The organism is Stutzerimonas marianensis, from assembly GCF_022810315.1.
In the GTDB taxonomy this organism is placed as follows: domain Bacteria; phylum Pseudomonadota; class Gammaproteobacteria; order Pseudomonadales; family Pseudomonadaceae; genus Stutzerimonas; species Stutzerimonas marianensis.
Genome location: NZ_JALGRD010000007.1, coordinates 165851 through 183627 on the forward strand (window position 1 = coordinate 165851; position 17777 = coordinate 183627).

A 17777-nucleotide genomic window follows, 5' to 3' on the forward strand; every position below is an offset into this window, starting at 1 on the left:
AATCCCGCCCGCTGGCTGCTCATGCTGGCCCTGGTGCTCGCCGCCATCAATCTGCGCCCCGGTATCACTTCGTTCGCCCCGCTGATCGAGCGGATCGCGGCCGACCTCAATCTCAGCCGCGGGTTGGTCAGCCTTACGACTGCATTGCCGGTGCTGCTGATGGGGCTCTTGGCGCCGCTGGCGCCACGCCTGGCGGTTCGTTTCGGTCTGGAGCGAACCCTATGCCTGTGCCTCGGGCTGATCGCCCTGGCGCTGCTGTTGCGCCTTCTCGCAGACATCCCCTGGTTGCTGATACTGACCGCAGCCATGGTCGGTGCCGGCATTGCTGTGGCGGGCCCGTTGATTTCGGGTTTCATCAAGCGCTACTTCCTCGAGAGTGTCGGGCGGACGGCTGCGTTCTATTCGCTGAGCATGGCGGTCGGGGGCACGCTTGGCGTGGTGCTGACCGCCCCGGCCACCGAGCTGTTCGGGCAGCGCTGGCCGTGGGGTCTGGCGCTATGGGCCGTTCCCGCCGTGCTGTCTCTCTTGGTGTGGACGCGGCTGCCCAACCGGCCGGAGCCGACTGCCGAGCGCAGTGGCGGATTGCCCTGGCGTGAGCCGCGTGCATGGCTGGTAAGCATCTATTTCGCGCTGCAGGCCGGGTTGTTCTACGCCCTGGCGACCTGGCTCGTGGCGCGTTATCACGAAGCGGGCTTCAGCGCCGCACAGAGCAACGCCTTCTTCAGCGGTTTCATGCTGATCGGCTTGCCGAGTGCCTTCCTGATGCCATGGCTGGCGCAGCGCTTCGGCAAGCGTCACCTCATGATGGCCGCCTGCAGCACCCTGGCGACGGCAGCGTTGCTAGTCATCGCGCTGCTCCCTCAGGTGCAGCCGCTGTTGGTGTGCATGCTGCTGGGCGTGGCGCTCAACGGTACCTTTTCGATGTCCCTGGTGCTCCCGATGTACGAGGCGAGCACGCCTTTGGCGGTCAGCCGGTTGACCGCCATGATGCTATGCACGGGTTATAGCCTGGCCTGCTTCGCACCGGTGCTGACCGGAATGGGGCGTGACCTGGCAGGCAGTTACCAAGGCCCCTTCCTGGTGCTGGCGATGCTTGCTGCCGTGATGTCAGTGCTCGCGCTGCGCCTGGCCCCTCGGCGCACGTTGTCGAACCAGGCTGACTGAGCGCTGTGGCGCAGATCACCGCTTCGATGTGTGGCGCGTTCCAGAGCCGTTGAGAAGGCTGGCACCGCGCGCCGAATTGGTTGAACATGTCCGGCCTTTCGCCCGGAGAGCAGCCTGTGGAGCAGGAATCCATCGTCTACGGCAGCATTCGTGACTGGCCGGCCGCCGACCTCGACGAGTGCCGCCGGCGTCGCGCCGCCAACCGCCGCGCGCTAGGCAAGCTGCCTCAAGGGGAGGGTTGGCCCTTCATCGGCCGGGAGATGTTTTCCTTCTGCACGGACGAGGGGTTGTACCAGACCCAGGTCATTCATTTCGGCGCCAGCTATCGCGCCGTCGAGTACGAGTGGTCGTTGTGGGTCCGCCGCTTCGAGGCGCTGCTCGACGAGCTCTACTGGACCAGTGCCGTGGTGCACCTGGAGACCGAGCTCAACGGCTCACACACCTTCCGTTGGGAGACCGAGAGTGGCAGCCACAGCCCTCGCCAGCACGACGTACGCATGCGCTGTGCCTGGGAGCGAGACGGCGGTGTGCTGGGTTGATCAGTCGCCGAGCCATTCGCGCGGCACGTCGCGGCGCAGTGCCAGCTGACATTGCCCGCTGTCGGGGTCGAACACGATGACCGCCAGGCCTTTTTCCAACGCGTGACGCACGCGTTCGACCCTTGTGTTCAGTGGTGTCTCGTCACCGTTGTCGGTGCCGTCGCGGGTGACGAAGTCCTCGATCAGACGGGTGAGGGTGTCGGGTTCGAGCTGGTCGTGTGGGATAAGCATGGGGTCAGGTCGGCTGGGGCAGGTCGGGAGTGAGCGAGCCCTGCGGGCTGGCCTCGAGGAAGCGGTCCAGGCAGGCGTAAAGCTGCTCGCTGTCCAGCGGCTTGCCGATGAAGTCGTTCATGCCGGCTTCGCTGCCAAGGCGACGGTGCTCCTCGAGGACATGCGCCGTCAGGGCCACGATGGGGACGGGCTTAAGGCCGCGTTCGGACTCGAGCCGGCGAATCCTGCGGCTCGCTTCGAAGCCATCGACCTCCGGCATTTCGCAGTCCATCAGAATCAGGTCAATGGCCGCCGGATCCTCGCTGTAGGCTTCGACCGCCCGACGGCCATTCTCGGCGATCAGCACCTCGTAGCCCCTCTTGCGCAGCAGGCTGGAAACCACCATCTGGCTGACCGGGTTATCCTCCGCGGTGAGGATGCGGGGCGATTGTGCCGCGAGGGCGTGCCGTGCGTCACTGAAGGATGGCGAGGCGCTCATGGGCGCGTACAGGCGGTGCAGGGCCTCGCGCAGGGCGCCGAGCAGCAGTGGCTGGTGCAGGCTGGACAGGTTCACCTTGGCGGCAGGCAGTATCGGCGTGACCTGAGGCGGCGTGATCAGAATGGCTGGTTGTTGCGGCTGGAGCTGCTCGTTCACCGAGGCCAGCCACTCCTTGGGACTGCCGGGCCAGGGTGCCATGATCAACAGCAGCGGGGCGGCGGGCTGCTCCCGCAGGTGACGCGCCAGGCCAGCCGGCTCGTCGCAGCGCACCACGCGCATGCCCCAGCGCGACAGCAGCTGGCTCATCGCGCCCAGCGCGGCGGCATCCTGGGAAGCCAGGACCGCGGTACGGCCTTCGAGAAGGGGGCGAAGCGGATCCTGGTATGCGCTGGCCTCACGCAAGGGAATGTCGAAACTGAAGCGGCTACCCTGCCCAGGTGTGCTCTGTACGCCGATCTGGCCGCCCATCATTTCCACCAGTTCCTTGCTGATCACCAGGCCAAGACCGCTGCCACCGTAGCGGCGCGTGGTGCTGGAATCGCCCTGGCTGAAGGACACGAACAACTGGTTGAGCACGTCGGCGCGCATGCCGATGCCGCTGTCCGTGATGGCGAATACCAGGCTGCGGGAGTCGGCAGGGCCCTGGGTGTCGACCTCGAGCACTACGCAGCCGCGTTCGGTGAATTTCAGCGCATTGCTCAACAGGTTCATCAGCACCTGCTTGAGGCGTGTCGGGTCGCCACGTACGTGGCGCGGCACGCCGGGGGCGAGACTGACATGCAGGCCGAGCTGCTTTTCCAGCGCCTGTGCCGTGAGCAGGCTCAGCGTTTCGGAAATCAGCTCTTCGAGGTCGAATTCGATGTCCTCGAGCACCAGCTTGCCGGCACCGATGCGGGCATAGTCGAGGATGTCGTTGATCACCGCCATCAGCGATGCGCTGGAGCTGGAGATGGTGTCCAGGTAAAAACGTTGCTTGCGGTCCAGCGAGGTTTCACGCAGCAGCTGCAGCATGCCCAGTACGCCGTTGAGCGGGGTGCGTATCTCGTGGCTCATCTTCGCCAGGAAGCGGCTCTTGGCCTGGTTCTCGCTTTCGGCGCGCGCCGCGGCCTGGCGGGAGCGGAAACCCTCTTCCTTGAGAAGGTTGATGCGGTCGGCGAGGCCGATCGACAGCGTGATCAGCTCGAACGCAATGCCGATCTTGACTACCGGTGCGCCGTACAGACCGACCAGGTTGAAGCCCAGCGAGCCGGCCGTGACGATGACGAAGGTGGCCAGCAGAACGCCCCAGGCCAGCGTGTAGTAGAGGCCGTAGCGAATGCCGCGACTCCACACGAACGCGCCGGTGATCAGCAGGCCGATCGACGAGGAAATGACCATCACGCTGGCCAGGACGCTCCAGACCTGCAGGTCGAGCACGAAACCCGAAAGCAGGGCGCCCAGCGACAGCAGCAGCGCTATACGCAGGATCAGGTCCAGGCGGGGGAAGTACTGCTGGGTGTGAAGGAAGTGCCGACTGAACTGGATCGAGACCAGACAGTGGCTGAGCATCAGCGCGTAGATGCCCATCGCCACGGCGCCGCCCGCGCCGGTCAGCCATTTGACCAGCATGCCATCGAAGCTGAGCGCGAAGAGCCCTACGTTGAGGTTGTAGACCAGGTACCAGAAGTAGGCCGGCTCTCGCAGCGAGAGGAACAGGAAGAAGTTGTAGCAGAACATCGCGAAGAGCACGCCGTAGAAGGCACCGGCTAGCGTGGAGCTGTTCTCCGAGGCCGCCGCATTGGCGGCATAGGTGCTGAAATACAGGGGCACGTAGAGGGTGCTGGTGCTTTTCACGCGCAGTACGAGCGTCGAAACGCCGGGTTCGAGGTCCACCGGAAACCAGAAGTTCGCCACCTTGACCGCACGCTCGCCGAACGGGTGCTGGTCACCGGAGCGCTGCCGGCTCAGCGTGCCGTCAGGGTGTTGAAGGTAGAGTTCGATGTCGTCGAGCAGCGGATAGTTGATCTCGAACAGGCCGGACACCGAGGTTGACTGCGGGTTGTCCAGTTGCACCCTGAACCACCAGACGGCGCCGTTCTTGCCCTTGTTGGCGTGCTCGCCCGATACGCGTTCGAAGACCTTCTCCGGCAGCGCCATCACCTCGGTCGCATTCAGCTCCGCGCTGGGATCACGCAGGAAGTAGGTCCATTTGCCCAGAGGCTCACGGAAGCTGTCGGATTCGATCGGAACGGCGGAAAACGCCCAGATCGACCCCGACAGGCAATACAGGATGATGGCCAGGCAAAGACGCAGCAGCATGAACTAACCCGGGTATGCGCCAGGCTGGCCGATCGGCCGCGCCGACCGGTATGGCCGGGCGCGAACCACCCTCTCGAAAGGCAAGCCCGAACGCCTGTGCCCGGCTATGGCGGGCAGACTGGTTTTTCGGATGCCTGCGACTTTGCCCTGATCCAGGCCGCCTCGCAATCGGCAATTACGTCAAGTTGGTAGCCGGTCATGAAACGCAGCGGTCAGCTGTTCGGTTCCTCGCCCTGGCGTTCGAAGATCTCGTCTACGGCGGGCACCCGGGTGTCGTTTTCCATTTGCGTGACGTGCTCGAGCTGATGGCTGAAGTTTTCCAGCGAATCCTTGTTGCTGTGCGCGTCGCTGGCGAACACTGGCGGACTGAGCAGGTAGGCGCTGATCAGGCGTGTCATGGCGGCCAGGCTGTCGATGTGGGTGCGCTCGTAGCCATGGGTGGCGTCGCAACCGAAGGCCAGCAAGGCGGTACGAATGTCGTGGCCGGCGGCGATCGCCGATTGTGCGTCGCTGTGGTAGTAGCGGAACAGGTCGCGGCGCACCGGGATTTCGTTGCCAGTCGCGAGCTTGAGCAAGTGACGGGAGAGATGGAAGTCATAGGGGCCACCGGAATCCTGCATGGCGACCGTCACGGCATGCTCGCTGGACTCCTGACCCTTGGCGGTCGGGGCGATGTCGATGCCGACGAATTCGCTGACGTCCCAGGGCAGGGCGCCGGCTGCACCGGAGCCGGTTTCTTCGGTGATGGTGAACAGCGGATGGACGTCGATCGGCGGTTCGCGGCCGCTTTCGATGACGCCCTTGAGCGCCGTGAGCAGGGCTGCGACGCCGGCCTTGTCGTCCAGGTGGCGCGCACTGATGTAGCCGCTGTCGGTGAACTCGGGCATCGGATCGAAGGCGACGAAGTCGCCCACGTTGATGCCCAGGGCGATGGTGTCGGCGCGACTCTGTGTGAAGGCATCCAGGCGCAGCTCGACATGGTCCCAGCTGATCGGCATTTCATCGACCGCCGTATTGAAGGCATGCCCCGAGGCGAGCAGGGGAAGCACGCTGCCGCGGAACACGCCGCTGTCTGTAAAGACGCTGACGCGGCTGCCTTCGGCGAAACGGCTCGACCAGCAGCCCACCGGGGACAACCCCAGGCGACCGCTTGGCTGAATCTCCCGGACGATGGCGCCAATGGTGTCCAGGTGCGCGGCGATGGCCCGGTCCGGACTGTAGCGGCGTCCCTTGAGCGTGGCGCGAATGGTGCCGCGGCGGGTCAGCTCGAAGGGAATGCCGAGCTCCTTCAGGCGCTCGGCGACGTAGCGCACGATGGTGTCGGTAAAGCCTGTGGGGCTCGGAATTGCGAGCATTTCCAGGAGCACGCGCTGCAGGTAGTTCAGATCAGGTTCGGGGAGCTTGGCAGTCATGATCTCTCCTTGGCGACACCTGAGGCTGCCGCCCTGCGTCAGTGAATGGGGTCGGGCCGTGTTCGCCTCGCTGGCGAGGCGGGGCACCGGGGCGACGCTCCCGCCCCGGCACGAGGGGCTGACCTAGCTGGCGTTGTGGCTGAGCGGAAACAGCAGGTCGATGAAGCGCTCGGCGGTCGGCTGCGGATGGTGGTTGGCCAGGCCGACGCGCTCGTTGGCCTCGATGAAGACGTAATCGGGCTGATCCGCGGCCTTGACCAGCAGGTCCAGGCCTACCACGGGAATGTCCAGAGCACGTGAGGCGCGTACGGCGGCATCGACGAGTTCGGGATGCAACTGGTCGGTCACGTCATCCAGCGTGCCGCCGGTGTGCAGGTTCGCGGTGCGCCGCACGGCGAGGTGCTGGCCCTGGGGCAGGACACTGTCGTAGTCGAAGCCGGCGTCGCAGATGCAGCGCTGGGTCTCGTCATCCAGCGGAATGCGGCTTTCGCCGCCCGTGGCTGCCTGTCGGCGTCGGCTCTGCGCCTCGATCAGTTCACGGATGCTATGGCTGCCATCGCCCACGACTTCCGCAGGCCGGCGAATGGCCGCCGCCACGACCTCGTAACCGATCACCACGATGCGCAGGTCGAGGCCCGGGTGATAGCTTTCGAGCAGGACACGCTGGTCGAACTGGCGGGCCCGGGCTATGGCGTCTTCGACGTCGGCCGCGGTGCGCAGGTCGACCGACACGCCGTGTCCCTGTTCGCCGTCGACCGGCTTGACCACCAGGCTGCCGTGCGCTTCGAGAAATGCGGCGTTGTCTTCGGGGGCGCCGGCAAGCTGCTGCGCCGGCAGTTTGAGCCCGGCGCGGGCCAGGGTGCGGTGGGTCAGGCACTTGTCCTGGCAGAGGGTCATGCTGACCGCCGAGGTGAGGTCGGACAGCGATTCGCGGCAGCGCACCTTTCGCCCGCCCTGGGTCAGGGTGAACAGCCCCGCTTCGGCATCGTCGATGTGGATCTCGATTCCGCGGCGCCGGGCTTCGTCGACGATGATCTTCGCGTAGGGGTTGAGTTCGGCTTCCGGCCCCGGGCCCAGGAACAGCGGCTGGTTGAAGCTGTTCTTGCGCTTGACGGTGAAGGTCTGCAGGTCGCGGAAGCCCAGCTTGGCGTAGAGCGCCTTGGCCTGCTTGTTGTCATGCAGCACGGACAGGTCCAGGTAGGCCAGGCCGCGTCCCATGTAGTGCTCGATGAGGTGGCGCACCAGGGCTTCGCCCACGCCCGGACGGGTGCAGCTTGGCGCAACGGCCAGGCACCACAGGCTCGAGCCGTTTTCCGGGTCGTTGAAGGCCTTGTGGTGGTTGATGCCCATCACGCTGCCAATGACGTGGCCGGAATCATCATCTTCGGCCAGCCAGTAGACCGGTCCGCCATTTTCTCGCGGCGTGCAGAGTTCGGGATTGACCGGCAGCATGTGCCGGGACTGGTAGAGCGAGTTGATCGCCTTCCAGTCCGCCTCGCTCTGGGCGCGTCGGATGCTGAAACCGCGAAAGCTACGGCGCGCGGGGCGGTAATCGGTGAACCAGATGCGCGAGGTGTCGGAGGGGTCGAGGAAGAGCTGCTGCGGGGCGTATGCGAGTACCTGATGCGGCGCCGCGACGTAGAGCGCGATGTCGCGCTCGCCGGCCTGCTCGTGAAGAAGGTCGGCGGCGAGGTCTGCCGGGTCGCTGTAGGTGTGACCGATAAGGATGCGGCCCCAGCCGCAGTGCAAGGTCACGGGGCCCTGGGACTCACCCTGGCCATCTTCGGCGAGCCGCGCCTGCAGCCGTTCGTAGGTCGGTGTTTGCCCGCGCAACAAGCGCTGTCCGTAAGCCTGAGACTTCTGCATGGTGCTTTCCTTCGAGCTAGTCATGCCGCCATCGGGTACGACCCCGGCGTGCGGCGCACGGCGACATGATCGGTTCTTATAGACCCTGTTCCGTCAGCCAGAGGTTGACGGCCGCCAGTTGCCACAGCTTCGAGCCGCGCAGCGGAGTCAATTGGCCTTCAGGGTCGTTGAGCAGCTTGTCCAGCATGGCCGGGTTGTACAGGCCGCGGTCCTGGCTGGGGTCGGTCAGCAGTTCACGCACCCAGTTGAGCGTGTCGCCCTGCAGGTGCTTGAGCCCCGGAACCGGGAAATAGCCCTTCGGCCGATCGATCACCTCGGCGGGAATCACCTTGCGCGCGGCTTCCTTGAGCACGTACTTGCCGCCGTCTGGCAACTTGTACTTGGCCGGGATACGCGCCGAGAGCTCGGCCACGTTGTGGTCGAGGAAGGGCACACGTGCTTCCAGGCCCCACGCCATGGTCATGTTGTCGACGCGCTTGACCGGGTCGTCCACCAGCATCACGGTGCTGTCGATGCGCAGCGCCTTGTCGACAGCCGCGTCGGCGCCGGGCTGGGCGAAGTGCTGGCGCACGAACTCTCCGGAGAAATCACCCTGCGCCCATTGCTCCTGCATGGTTTCGGTGTATTCCTCATAGCTGCGGTCGCGGAATGCCTTGAGATAGGCCGCCACCGGATCCTGCGCGCCATCCACCTGAGGGTACCAGTGGTAACCGGCGAACAACTCGTCGGCACCCTGGCCGCTCTGAACCACCTTGCAATGCTTGGAAACCTCGCGTGACAGCAGGTAGAAGGCGATGCAGTCATGGCTGACCATCGGTTCACTCATTGCACGGAAGGCGGCTGGCAACTGCTCGAGAATTTCCTTCTCCTGGATACGCAGTTGGTGGTGCCGTGTCTGGTAATGGTTGGCGATCAGGTCCGAGTATTTGAATTCGTCACCCCGCTCGCCGCCGGCATCCTGGAAACCGATCGAAAAGGTCAGCAGGTTGTCGGCCGCGCCTGCTTCACGCAGCAGGCCGACCAGCAAGCTGGAGTCGACCCCGCCGGAGAGGAGCACGCCCACATCCACGGCCGCGCGCTGGCGCAGCGAGACGGACTGGCGCAGGGCGCTGAGGGTGCGCTCCTGCCAGTCCTCGAAGCTGTAGTGCTGCTCGTCTTCGCGCGCGCCGAATTCCAGTTGCCACCAGCGGTGCTGGCTGGTTTTGCCCTTGGCATCGACACGCATGAAAGTGCCCGGCGGCAGCTTCTCGATACCGGCGATCAGGGTATCCGGGGCCGGCACCACGGCGTGGAAGCTCATGTAATGGTTCAGCGCGACCGGGTTCAACACGCCCGCGATGTCGCCACCCTGCAGCAGCGCCGGCAGCGTCGAGGCGAAGCGCAGGCGGTCGTCTGTCTTCGAAAAATACAACGGTTTGATGCCCAGGCGGTCGCGCGCAACGAACAGCTCCTGCACGTCGCGTTGCCAGATGGCGAAGACGAACATGCCGTTCAGGCGTGGCAGCAGCGCTTCGCCCCAGGCATGGAAGCCCTTGAGCAACACCTCGGTGTCGCCGCCGGAGAAAAAGCTGTAGCCCAGGGCCTCGAGTTCGGCGCGCAGCTCCGGGTAGTTGTAGATGGCACCGTTGAAGACCATGGACAGGCCCAGCGCCGAGTCGATCATCGGCTGGCCGGAGGCCTCGCACAGGTCCATGATCTTCAGTCGGCGATGGCCGAGCGCGACCGGTCCCTGGCTGTTGAAGCCGCAGGCGTCCGGGCCGCGTGAAGTGAGATGTTGAGTGATGCGTTCAACCGCGGCCAGATTGGCCGGTTGGTTATCGAAACGAAGTTCGCCAGCTATGCCGCACATAGGATCCTTACCGGTTTTGCCAATGAGGGTGTGACTGGCGAGCGGCGGGTGAGTTCAGGTTTCCGGTCCGAATGCACCGCGCTGGGGCGTGGTTGGGCGAGGCGATCGTTAAAGCCTGAAGCCCTCGACGATATGCTCGGCCAGCGCTTCGCTGACTTTCGACGGGTTGCGCTCGCTGCGTAGCAGCACAATGCTGCTCAGCGGCAACTCGGGCATGCCTTCGGCTTCGCCGAGGATGCGCATGTCCGATGACATCAGGCTCTGAAACTGCGCCGTTACCGCCAGCCCGGCGCCGACGACGGCCATCAGCGCCGAGAGGCTCGGGCTGGTGTAGGCGACCCGGTAGGTGATGTCCCGGCTGTCCAGGGCGTTGCAGGCCCAGGCGCGGCAGAAGCACTCGGTGTTGAACATCGCCAGTGGCATCGGACGTTGTTCATGCGTGTTGAAGCCAGGCGCCTCGGCCCAGACGAAGCGCTCGCGGCGCAGCAGCTGCCCGATCTCGGTACCCGGCTCGCGAGTCACGATGGTCAGGTCGAGGTCGCGCCGTTGCAGTAGCTGGTACGACGGCTCGCAGTGCACCTCGACCTGGACCAGCGGATAGGCCTGGGCAAAGCGTGAGAGGACGACCGGCAGAAAGCGCATCACGTAGTCATCCGGCGTGCCGATGCGCACCGAGCCGACCATGTGCGGCTCGCGTAGCGTCGTCAGCACCTCGCCGTGCAATTTGAGGATGCGCCGTGCATAGCCGAGCAACACCTGACCTTCGGCCGTGAGCCGGACCTGGCGCCCGTCACGCTCGAACAGGGGCCGCTGCAGCACGTCCTCTTCCAACCGCTTCATCTGCATGCTGATCGCCGATTGGGTGCGATTGACGGCTTCTGCCGCCCGGGTGAAACCGCCGTGATCGGCGATGGCGACGAAGCTGCGCAGCAGTTCTGCGTCGATGCTGGGGTAGTTGGCCATCCATCAATCTCCGAGATGTTCACCATCAGAAACATTCGTTGGATTGATCATAAGCCGGGCGAGAGACTGACGCCATCCCCCAGGAGGTGCGTCATGAAAAGCCAAACCTTGGTCCAGAATCGTTTCAACTCCCTGCGCCTGAGCTCGCCTTTGGCCGTCGCGCGTGCGGTTGGCCGTCAATTGCAACGCTGGTCGGCGCTTTCGCGTCAGCGCCGGCAGCTGGCCGCGCTCAGCGACCATGCGCTGAAGGACATCGGGCTCAGCCACGCCGACATCGAGACGGAGATCAATCGGCCGTTCTGGGACGAGCCCTTCCGTCGCGGCTAGCTCGCCTGCGCATGCGGGCCACGCGTCTCATTCGCTGCGCCGGATCAGCTTGCGCAGCAGGAAGCGATTCGGGTGGCAGGCGTCGGCGATGTCCCGCGGCAAGGGCAGTGGGCTCCCGTCTATCCAGGCGGCGAGCAGCTCGCCTGACAACGGGGCGGTGATCATGCCGCGTGAACCATGAGCGGTGTTGATGTAGAGCCCGTCCTGCCAAGGGCAGGGCACGTCTGGCACCTGCCGGGCGTCCTTGCCAAGAATCGCGTACTGGCTGGCGAATTGCTGCGGATCGGCCAGCGGTCCCACGATCGGCAGGTAATCCGGGCTGGTGCAGCGAAAGGCAACACGCCCTTCAAGCTCCGCCACCGGCCGACCGGCCGCTTCGAGGCGATCGCTCAGCTCCGCGGAGATTTCTTCGAGCATGGCCAGGTTGGAGCGGTGTTCGGCGTCGCTCGGCGCGGGATCGGTAGCGGCGAAATTGAAACTGGCGCCCAGTGTGTGCACGCCGTCGCGCGGCGGTGCGACATAGCCTTTGGCACAGAGCACGGTCCCCAGGGCGGTACTCCGCTCGGTGGCCGGCAGGGCGGTGATCTGGCCACGGATACGCTTGAGCGGCAGCCAGGCCGCCTGGCTGAAGCGCGCGGCTTCGGCGGCTCCGGCGATCACAACCACCGGGGCTTCGGCCAGCACACCGGTGCCGTCAATGGCCTGCCAGGTATCGCCCTGGCGGCGCAGTTCGACCGGCTCGTGGTGACGCAGCAGGGTGATTCCCGGCTGCTCGACCAGCGCGCGACAGACCGCCGGCGGGTGCGCCCAGCCCGCTTCGGGAAAGAACAGCCCGCCGCGGCCCAGCGCCACGCCGGCCAGTCGCTCGGCTTCCGCGCAGTCGATCTGGCGAACCAGGCTGGTTGGAAACGCCTCGGCCAGTTCGGATTGGCGCGCTGCTTCCTTGTCGTCGTAAGCCAGTTGCAGCACGCCGCAGTCGTCCCAGTCACGCCCCCGCTCCAGCCCTTGCAGGAGCCGTCGGGTATGACCGAACGCGCTGACCACCAGGCGTGATAGTGCCGTGGCGTGAGCAGAGAGTTTCAGGTACAGCACCCCTTGCGGGTTGCCCGAGCCCTCGGCGGCGATCTCGGCATGGCGCTCCAGCACGGTGACATTCCAGCCCCGTGCCGCCAGGCTCGCCGCGCTGGCACAGCCGGCCAGGCCGGCGCCGATGACGAGGGCCTTGCGCGGCGTGACCCGGGGCTTTGGACGGGCGAACCAGGGCTTTGTCGACGTGCCACGGAGCGCACCGAGGTCGGTACGGAGGGTTCCGCGCAGGCTCTCGCGCTTGTGGCCGAAGCCGGGGATGCGTTCGACCTCGAAGCCCACCGCCTGCAAACCACGGCGCACAGCGCCCGCGCTGGTAAAGGTCGCCAGCGTGGCGGCGGGGGCGCTCAGACGCGCCAGTTGCTCGAACAGCGGCGGCTGCCACATGTCCGGATTCTTCGACGGGGCGAAGCCATCGAGGAACCAGGCGTCGACCTGGGCGTCGAGCTGGCCGAGCGTTTCCAGCGCGTTGCCAACCAGCAGTGTCAGTGTCACGGACCCGAAACGCAGCTGTTGGAAGCCCGGATTGATGGCCACGTACTGTGCCAGCAGCGCCGTGGCCTGTGGCCCGACCGCGGGCCAGAGTGACAGCGCCCGATGCAGGTCGCCGGCGGTCAGCGGGTGCTTTTCCACGCTGATGAAGTGCAGCAGAGCGCCAGCCGGCGCGTGGCGCTCGAACGCCTGCCAGGCGCAGAGGAAGTTGAGCCCGGTGCCGAAACCGGTCTCGCCGATCACCAACCGTTCACCCGGTTGCAGAGCAGCGAACCGCGCGTCGAGCCGATTCGGCCGGATGAAGACATGGTCCGTCTCCTCGATGCCGGACAGCCGCGAAAAGTAGACGTCACCGTAACGGCGAGACTGCGGCTGGCCGTTCTCGTCCCAGTCCAGTTCGGCATGCTGGAAATCGGCGTTGGTGGGGGCGGGCATCGGGCGCGTCCTGAAGCGAAAGGCCAGAATTCTACCAGCCGGCGGAAACCCCGGGCGGATGCGCTTTGTCGCATCGGCAGGGCGCGTTCGTTCACGCAAGCCCAGGGGCACCTCGCGGCAGCAGGCCCGCCTGCCAACTGCTAGGGTTACGCCGTTACCTGCCGGGAGTATCCGATGTTCGAATCCGCCGAGATTGGCCACAGCATTGACAAGGACACATACAAGTCCGAGGTTCCGGCCCTGCGCGAGGCCTTGCTGCAGGCCCAGTACCGACTGAGGGATCAGGCGCGTTTTCCGGTGCTGATCCTGATCAACGGGATCGAGGGTGCCGGCAAGGGCGAGACCATCAAGTTGCTCAACGAGTGGATGGACCCGCGCCTGATTCGGGTCGACAGTTTCGATGTGCCGACCGACGAGGAACTCGCTCGACCGCTGGCCTGGCGTTATTGGCGCCGACTTCCGCCCAAGGGCCATACCGGCATCTTCTTCGGCAACTGGTACAGCAAGATGCTCCAGGATCGGGTGCATGGCCGCATCAGCAAGGCCGAGCTGGCGCTGGCGATCGACCGGGCCCAGCGGTTGGAGCGGATGCTCTGCAGCGAGGGAATGCTGATCTTCAAATTCTGGTTCCACCTGTCCAAGAAGCGAATGTTCAAGCGCCTCGACTCGCTCAAGGACGATCCGCTGCATAGCTGGCGCATCAGCCCGCTGGACTGGCAGCAATCCAAGACCTACGACAAGTTCGTGCGTTATGGCGAACTGGTGCTGCGGCGCAGCAGTCGGGACTTCGCACCCTGGTACGTCATCGAGGGGAGCGACGAGCGTTACCGCAGCCTGACCGCTGGGCGCATTCTGCTCGAGGGGCTTCATGCCGCGCTCGAAGCCAACGAGCAGCAGACGGTGCAACCCCACACCGCCCCGGTGGAGCTGAACCTCGACCGGCGCAGCCTGCTCGGCAGCCTCGATCTCGACCAGCGGTTGAGCAAGGACGCGTACAAGGAACAATTGGTCCAGGAGCAGGCGCGCCTTTCGCAATTGCTGCGCGATCGCAGGATGCGCAAGCGCGGCGTCCTGGCCGTGTTCGAAGGCCATGACGCAGCCGGAAAGGGCAGCGCCATCCGTCGCGTCACCGGCGCACTCGACCCGCGACTGTATCGCATCGTGCAGATCGCCGCGCCGAGTGAGGACGAGCTGGCGCAGCCCTGGTTGTGGCGCTTCTGGCGTAACGTGCCGGGGCGCGGCGAGTTCACCATTTTCGATCGTTCCTGGTACGGCCGGGTGCTGGTGGAGCGGGTGGAGGGGTTCTGCTCGCCGGACGAATGGCTGCGGGCCTACACCGAGATCAACGAGTTCGAAGAGCAGCTGGTGGACGCCGACATCGTGGTGGTCAAGTTCTGGCTGTCCATCGATGCCGATACCCAGCTGGAGCGTTTCAAGGAGCGTGAGGAAACGCCGCACAAGCGCTTCAAGATCACCGAGGAAGACTGGCGCAACCGCGACAAGTGGGACGACTACGATCACGCCGTCGCCGACATGGTCGATCGCACCAGCACGGAGATCGCGCCCTGGACGCTGGTCGAGGCCAACGACAAGCGCTTCGCCCGGGTCAAGGTGCTGCGCACCCTCAATGATCGGCTGCAGGCGGCGCTCGAGGACGGCTGAGGCAAGCTGCCATGGTTGGCCATATCCGTGCTGAATGGTCGTCGCGCAGGGCAGTGGGCTGCCACTATGCTCCAGTCATCCTTCAACAGACGGACCGTCGCGGTGCCGCGCGGTGTCCGCCACCTTTTCGAGGTATGCCATGCGTGAAGTAGTGATCGTCGACAGCGTACGGACCGGCCTGGCCAAGTCCTTCCGTGGCAAGTTCAACATGACCCGCCCCGATGACATGGCGGCCCACTGCGTCGACGCGCTGCTGGCGCGCAACGACCTCGATCCCCGGCTGGTCGAGGACTGCATCGTGGGGGCGGGCTCCAACGAGGGCGCGCAGGGGTACAACATCGGGCGCAACGTAGCGGTGCTCTCGAAGCTGGGCATCCAGTGTGCCGGCATGACGCTCAACCGCTTCTGCTCCTCCGGCTTGCAATCCATTGCCATCGCGGCGAACCAGATCGCCTCCGGCTGCAGCGACATCATCGTGGCGGGTGGGGTCGAGTCCATCACCCTGACCGCCAAGAGCAAGAACACCGACAACCTCTACAACCCGATCCTGCAGGAGCGCGTCCCCGGCCTTTACCACAGCATGGGCCAGACCGCCGAGCTGGTCGCGCGGCGCTACGGTGTCACCCGCGAGCAGCAGGATGCCTATTCGCTGCAGAGCCAGCAGCGCACCGCGAGGGCGCAGGCCGAGGGCTTGTTCCAGGACGAAATCGTGCCGATGAACGTGCGCTACTACACCGAGGACAAGGCCACCGGCGCGCGTACCGAGCATGAAGGTGTGGTCGATCGCGATGACTGCAACCGGCCGGATACCACGCTGGAAAACCTCGCTGCACTCAAGCCGGTGTTCGCCGAGGACGGGTCCGTCACGGCGGGCAACGCCTCGCAGCTGTCCGATGGCGCCTCGATGACGCTGGTGATGAGCCTGGACAAGGCCTTCGAACTTGGCCTCAAGCCGCGCGCTTTCTTCCGCGGCTTTACCGTGGCTGGATGCGAGCCCGAGGAGATGGGTATCGGGCCGGTCTATTCCGTGCCGCGCCTGCTCAAGGCGCGCGGGCTGCAGGTCGCTGACATCGATCTCTGGGAGCTCAATGAAGCCTTCGCCTCGCAATGCCTGTATTGCCGGGACACCCTGGAGATCGACAACGAGAAGTTCAATGTGAACGGTGGCTCGATCTCCATCGGTCACCCGTTCGGCATGACCGGCTCGCGGACTGCCGGCCACCTCATCCGCGAACTGCAACGCCGCAACCTGCGTTACGGCGTGGTGACCATGTGCGTCGGGGGTGGCATGGGCGCATCGGGGCTGTTCGAGGCGGTGCGCTAACGACAGCGCCTGGCTTCAAGCGGCGCTCTGAGGTCGGGCGTCCTGCAGCAACGCGCTGGACGTCGCGAGACGTCGTGCAGGTTGCGCCCTCGCCGCAACGGCGAGGGCGTCCGGGCTCAACCCTGTGGCGTGGTTCCCAGCATGGTTTCCGGCCGCACCCACTGATCGAACTCTTCATCGGTGAGATAGCCCAGGCTCAGTGCGGCTTCGCGTAGCGTGCTGCCCTCGGCATAGGCCTTCTTGGCGATTTCGGCGGCCTTGTCGTAGCCGATGTGCGGGTTGAGCGCGGTAACCAGCATCAACCCCCGCTCCAGATGCTCGGCCATGCGTCCGGCGTCCGGCTCCAGGCCGACGACGCAATGGGTGTTGAAGTTGCGGCAGCCATCGGCCAGCAGTCGGATCGACTGCAACATGTTGTGCACGATCACCGGTTTGAAGACATTGAGCTGCAGATGGCCCTGGCTGGCAGCGAATCCGATGGTGACGTCGTTGCCCATTACCTGGCAGGCAAGCATCGACAACGCCTCGCACTGCGTCGGGTTGACCTTGCCAGGCATGATCGAACTGCCGGGCTCGTTGGCCGGCAGACGCACCTCGGCGAAGCCGCCGCGCGGGCCGGAGCCCAGCAGGCGCAGGTCATTGGCGATCTTCATCAGGGCCGTAGCGAGCGTTTTCAGCGCACCGGACAGCGCCACCAGCGGCTCATGCCCGGCGAGCGCCGCAAACTTGTTCGGCGCGGACACGAACGGCAGGCCGGACAGCGCAGCGAGCTCCGCGGCGATGGCTTCGGCGAAGCCATGCGGTGCGTTGAGGCCGGTGCCGACGGCGGTCCCGCCCTGGGCCAGCTCGAACACCGCCGGCAGCGCCTGACGGATCGCCTGCTCGGCGATATCGAGCTGGGCGACGAAGGCCGACAACTCCTGGCCGAAGGTCACCGGTGTGGCGTCCATCATATGGGTACGGCCGGTCTTGACCAGGTGACTATGGCGCGCCGCCTGTTCGGCCAGCCCACCGGAAAGCTCGGCGATCGCCGGCAGCAGATCGGCGTGGATGGCGCGCGCGACGGCGATGTGCATGGCCGTGGGGAAGCAGTCATTGGAACTCTGCGCACGGTTGACATGGTCGTTGGGGTGCACCGGGCTCTTGCCCCCGCGGTTGCCGCCGGCAAGTTCGTTGGCCCGCCCCGCAATCACCTCGTTGACGTTCATGTTGCTCTGGGTGCCGCTGCCGGTCTGCCAGACGACGAGCGGGAACTGGTCGTCGTGCTGGCCCTGCAGGACCTCGTCGGCGGCCTGCTCGATCAGCCGGGCGATGTCGGGCGGCAAGTCGCCGATGCGATCGTTGACCCGTGCCGCCGCCTTCTTGATCAGGGCCAGGGCATGGCAGACGGCGAGCGGCATGCGCTGGTCGCCGATGGCGAAGTTACCGAGCGAACGCTGCGTCTGGGCGCCCCAGTAGGCCTGTTCCGGTACTTCGACCGGGCCGAGGCTGTCGGTTTCGGTGCGTGTCATGGGCTGCTCCATCACTGAGATATGCCTGTTAGGTTTCCGCTCGACGGCACAGGTTCAATCCGCCTGGCCGTCGTTCTTGAGCGATCCGGGCCGGGCGCGCAGAATGCCGTCGAATCCATCTGCCAGTCACAAGGATCTCC

At 65.5% G+C, this 17777-nt stretch carries 13 protein-coding genes; 5 read left to right on the top strand and 8 right to left on the bottom strand.

Translation table 11 applies throughout. From position 1 onward, the window contains the following. Positions 1-21 precede the first annotated feature (21 nt). Both MST27_RS13790 and MST27_RS13795 read left to right on the top strand, forming a co-directional pair. On the top strand, positions 22-1164 hold the full coding sequence (locus MST27_RS13790) for an MFS transporter (protein WP_243606652.1): 1143 nt from the start codon (positions 22-24) through the stop codon (positions 1162-1164). Between the two features lie 116 nt (positions 1165-1280). Then, positions 1281-1703, top strand: a complete 423-nt coding sequence (locus MST27_RS13795) for a hypothetical protein (RefSeq protein WP_243606515.1) — start codon at positions 1281-1283, stop codon at positions 1701-1703. Here the strand turns inward: MST27_RS13795 and MST27_RS13800 are convergent, their stop codons facing one another. From MST27_RS13800 to MST27_RS13825, 6 genes are all read right to left on the bottom strand, one after another. Then, on the bottom strand, positions 1704-1934 hold the full coding sequence (locus tag MST27_RS13800) for a YheU family protein (protein ID WP_243606516.1): 231 nt from the start codon (positions 1932-1934) through the stop codon (positions 1704-1706). Between the two features lie 4 nt (positions 1935-1938). After that, positions 1939-4710 (bottom strand): hybrid sensor histidine kinase/response regulator, encoded by a 2772-nt coding sequence (locus MST27_RS13805; protein ID WP_243606517.1) that lies wholly within the window; start codon positions 4708-4710, stop codon positions 1939-1941. Positions 4711-4922: 212 nt separating this feature from the next. Beyond that, positions 4923-6122, bottom strand: a complete 1200-nt coding sequence (locus MST27_RS13810) for an osmoprotectant NAGGN system M42 family peptidase (RefSeq protein WP_243606518.1) — start codon at positions 6120-6122, stop codon at positions 4923-4925. A 123-nt stretch (positions 6123-6245) separates the two neighbouring features. Beyond that, complete coding sequence (gene ngg / locus MST27_RS13815) at positions 6246-7988, bottom strand: N-acetylglutaminylglutamine synthetase (protein ID WP_243606519.1); 1743 nt, start codon at positions 7986-7988, stop codon at positions 6246-6248. A gap of 76 nt (positions 7989-8064) precedes the next feature. Further along, a complete protein-coding gene (locus MST27_RS13820; protein WP_243606520.1) occupies positions 8065-9837 on the bottom strand; it encodes an N-acetylglutaminylglutamine amidotransferase in 1773 nt (590 codons plus the stop codon). A 108-nt stretch (positions 9838-9945) separates the two neighbouring features. Next, entirely contained in the window at positions 9946-10800 is an 855-nt protein-coding gene (locus MST27_RS13825; RefSeq protein ID WP_243606521.1) for a LysR substrate-binding domain-containing protein, read from the bottom strand. A 93-nt stretch (positions 10801-10893) separates the two neighbouring features. Between MST27_RS13825 and MST27_RS13830 the strand changes: the two genes are divergently transcribed. Continuing rightward, positions 10894-11127, top strand: coding sequence for a DUF1127 domain-containing protein (locus MST27_RS13830; RefSeq protein ID WP_243606522.1), 234 nt, complete (start codon positions 10894-10896; stop codon positions 11125-11127). Between the two features lie 27 nt (positions 11128-11154). Here the strand turns inward: MST27_RS13830 and mnmC are convergent, their stop codons facing one another. Next, a complete protein-coding gene (mnmC, locus tag MST27_RS13835) occupies positions 11155-13140 on the bottom strand; it encodes a bifunctional tRNA (5-methylaminomethyl-2-thiouridine)(34)-methyltransferase MnmC2/FAD-dependent 5-carboxymethylaminomethyl-2-thiouridine(34) oxidoreductase MnmC1 (RefSeq protein WP_243606523.1) in 1986 nt (661 codons plus the stop codon). Positions 13141-13314: 174 nt separating this feature from the next. Between mnmC and pap the strand changes: the two genes are divergently transcribed. Both pap and MST27_RS13845 read left to right on the top strand, forming a co-directional pair. Continuing rightward, positions 13315-14802, top strand: coding sequence for a polyphosphate:AMP phosphotransferase (pap, locus tag MST27_RS13840; RefSeq protein WP_243606524.1), 1488 nt, complete (start codon positions 13315-13317; stop codon positions 14800-14802). Between the two features lie 139 nt (positions 14803-14941). Then, complete coding sequence (locus MST27_RS13845) at positions 14942-16126, top strand: thiolase family protein (RefSeq protein WP_243606525.1); 1185 nt, start codon at positions 14942-14944, stop codon at positions 16124-16126. A 116-nt stretch (positions 16127-16242) separates the two neighbouring features. Here MST27_RS13845 and MST27_RS13850 read toward each other — a convergent pair whose 3' ends face one another. Further along, positions 16243-17637, bottom strand: coding sequence for a class II fumarate hydratase (locus tag MST27_RS13850; protein WP_243606526.1), 1395 nt, complete (start codon positions 17635-17637; stop codon positions 16243-16245). Positions 17638-17777: the final 140 nt, after the last annotated feature.